At 72.7% G+C, this 2,457-nt stretch carries 2 protein-coding genes; both read left to right on the top strand.

From position 1 onward, the window contains the following. Positions 1 to 239: DAK2 domain-containing protein (locus RTM68_RS18315; protein ID WP_312173726.1), on the top strand; the 239-nt coding region annotated here is incomplete at its 5' end. Beyond that, positions 239 to 2,457: phosphoenolpyruvate--protein phosphotransferase (gene ptsP / locus RTM68_RS18320; protein WP_312173728.1), on the top strand; the 2,219-nt coding region annotated here is incomplete at its 3' end. The genes RTM68_RS18315 and ptsP, both read left to right, overlap by 1 nt.

Here is a 2,457-nt window from a genome sequence, read left to right on the forward strand (position 1 = left end):
CCGTTCGAGGTGCCGAGCTTCAGCGCCTTCGCGGCCGGCCTCTCGCTGGCCTCGGCGCGGCGACTCAGTCGGCAGCTCAGGCGGCGGCTGACGGCCGCGACGCGACTCTGCCTCTCGTCGCCCGCAAGGGGCGCGCGAGCTATCTGGGAGAGCGCAGCGCGGGTCACCTCGACCCCGGGTCCGCGTCGACGACGCTGCTGTTCGAGACGCTCGCGCAGGCGACCGCGGAATCGTCCTGATGATCGGCATCGTCGCCGTCTCCCACAGTGCTCGACTCGGGGAGGCGGCGCTGGAGCTCGCCCTGCAGATGGTTCAGGGTGGGGGAGCCCGGGTGCGGGTGGCCGCCGGTGCGGGATCGGATGCCGATGGCACGCCGATCCTCGGAACGGATGCGGTCGCGGTGGCTGCGGCGATCGACGAGCTCGCGGCGGCGGGCGGATCGCTCGCGGTCGTCGCCCAGGAGGCATCGGCAGCCCTCGGCGCGAAGACCGGGCAGCTCGGAGATGCGAGCGTCGACATGTCAGCCGAGGACCGCCCACAGCATCGCCCGGATGCCGTCGTGCGCGTGGTGGCGGTGAAGAACCCGCTCGGCATCCATGCGCGTCCGGCGGCGCTCATCGCCGAGGCGTCCGGCGGAACGGACGTGCGACTCCGGTTGCTGCCGGACGGGCCCGGCGCGTCAGCGGCCAGTCTGTCGCGGATGCTGATGCTCGGGGCTCGACAGGGCGACGAGGTCGAGCTGTCCGCGGCGGGGCCGGACGCCGAGAGCGCCGTGGAGCGCGTGGCCACGCTCTTCGACGATGGATTCGGCGAGGGAACGGACACTGAGCCGGCGACGGCGATGCCCCCCGCACCGCGACCGGAGACGCGACCGAAGGCGTCGACGGCGATCGTTCCGCCGGTGTCATCCGGCTCGGTCCTGCGGGGGCGGGGAGTGAGCGCGGGAGTGGGGGTCGCGCCTGTGGTGCTTCTTGCAGCGCCACTCGAGGAGCCGGACGCCGACGGGATCGTCCCTGAGGCGAGACGGGAGGGCGAGGTGTCGGCGATCGAGCGGGCCTCCGTGGCCGTGGCCGATCACCTGCGGGCTCGGAGTTCGACGGTGATCGGTGAGGCGCGAGACATTCTCGATGCCTCGCGCCTGCTCGCGTCCGACCCTGAGCTCCTCTCCGAGGCCTCTGCGCTGGTGCGCGTCGAGGGGCGCACGGCCGCACGTGCGGTCTGGGAGGCTGCCGTCGTGCATGAGCAGGGCCTGGCGGCTCTCGGTGGGCGGATGGCCGAGCGGGCGGCCGACATCCGCGATGTGCGTGATCGCATCATCGCCGAGATCCTCGAGGTCGACCTGCCCGGTATCCCCGAGCACGACCACCCCTTCGTCCTCGTCGCATCCGATCTCTCGCCCGCCGACACCGCGGCACTGGGCGGCAGTCGTTGCGTCGCGCTCGTCACCGAGCAGGGCGGACCCACATCGCACACCGCGATCATCGCGCGCTCGCTCGGCATCCCCGCGGTGGTCGGCGTTCCCGGTGCGACCGGGACACCTGCGGGGGTCGACGTGCTCGTCGACGGCTCGCGGGGCACCGTGGAGATCGATCCGGGCGACTCCCGCGTCGCCGCAGCGAGGTCAGCGAGCATCGACATCCCGTTCGCGGGAGCGGGCGTGCTGGCCGACGGCCGACGCATCGCCCTGCTCGCCAACGTGGGCGGTGCCTCCGACGCTGCCGCGTCGGCTGCGGGGGGGGCAGAAGGCGTCGGACTCTTCCGCACCGAGTTCTGCTTCCTCGATCGGGTCGAGACGCCGTCGATCGACGAGCAGGTCGAGGCGTACCGCGGTGTTCTCGCCGCGTTCCCGGGGCGTCGGGTGGTCGTGCGCACGCTGGATGCGGGCAGCGACAAGCCGCTGCCTTTCGCGAACGACGACTCCGAGCAGAACCCGGCCCTGGGGGTGCGAGGTCTGCGCATCGCCCGTCGCTCGCCCGATCTCCTCGACGATCAGCTGCGCGCCCTCGCGATCGCCGCCGAGGCCGAATCGGCGGTCGTCGAGGTGATGGCGCCGATGGTCGCGACGGTCGAGGAAGCACACGATTTCGCGGAGCGAGCGCGGGCTGCGGGGCTCGCGACGGTGGGGGTCATGATCGAGACCCCGTCGGCGGCTCTGCTGGCATCCGAGATGCTCGAGGTCGTCGACTTCGTCAGCATCGGCACCAACGACCTGGCCCAGTACGCGCTCGCGGCGGATCGGATGCTCGGGGAGCTCGGCGACCTGAATGACCCGTGGCAGCCCGCGGTGCTGCGTCTGATCGGTGCCGCAGGGGCCGCCGGCCGCGCATGGGACCTCCCGGTCGGCGTGTGCGGAGAGGCCGCCGCCGATCCGTCACTCGCACCCGTGCTGATCGGCCTCGGCGTCACCTCGCTGTCGATGTCGCCTCGGGCTCTGGGGCGGGTCGCCGCCGCGCTCGG

The organism is Microbacterium sp. (genome assembly GCF_031988965.1).
Taxonomy (GTDB): domain Bacteria; phylum Actinomycetota; class Actinomycetes; order Actinomycetales; family Microbacteriaceae; genus Microbacterium.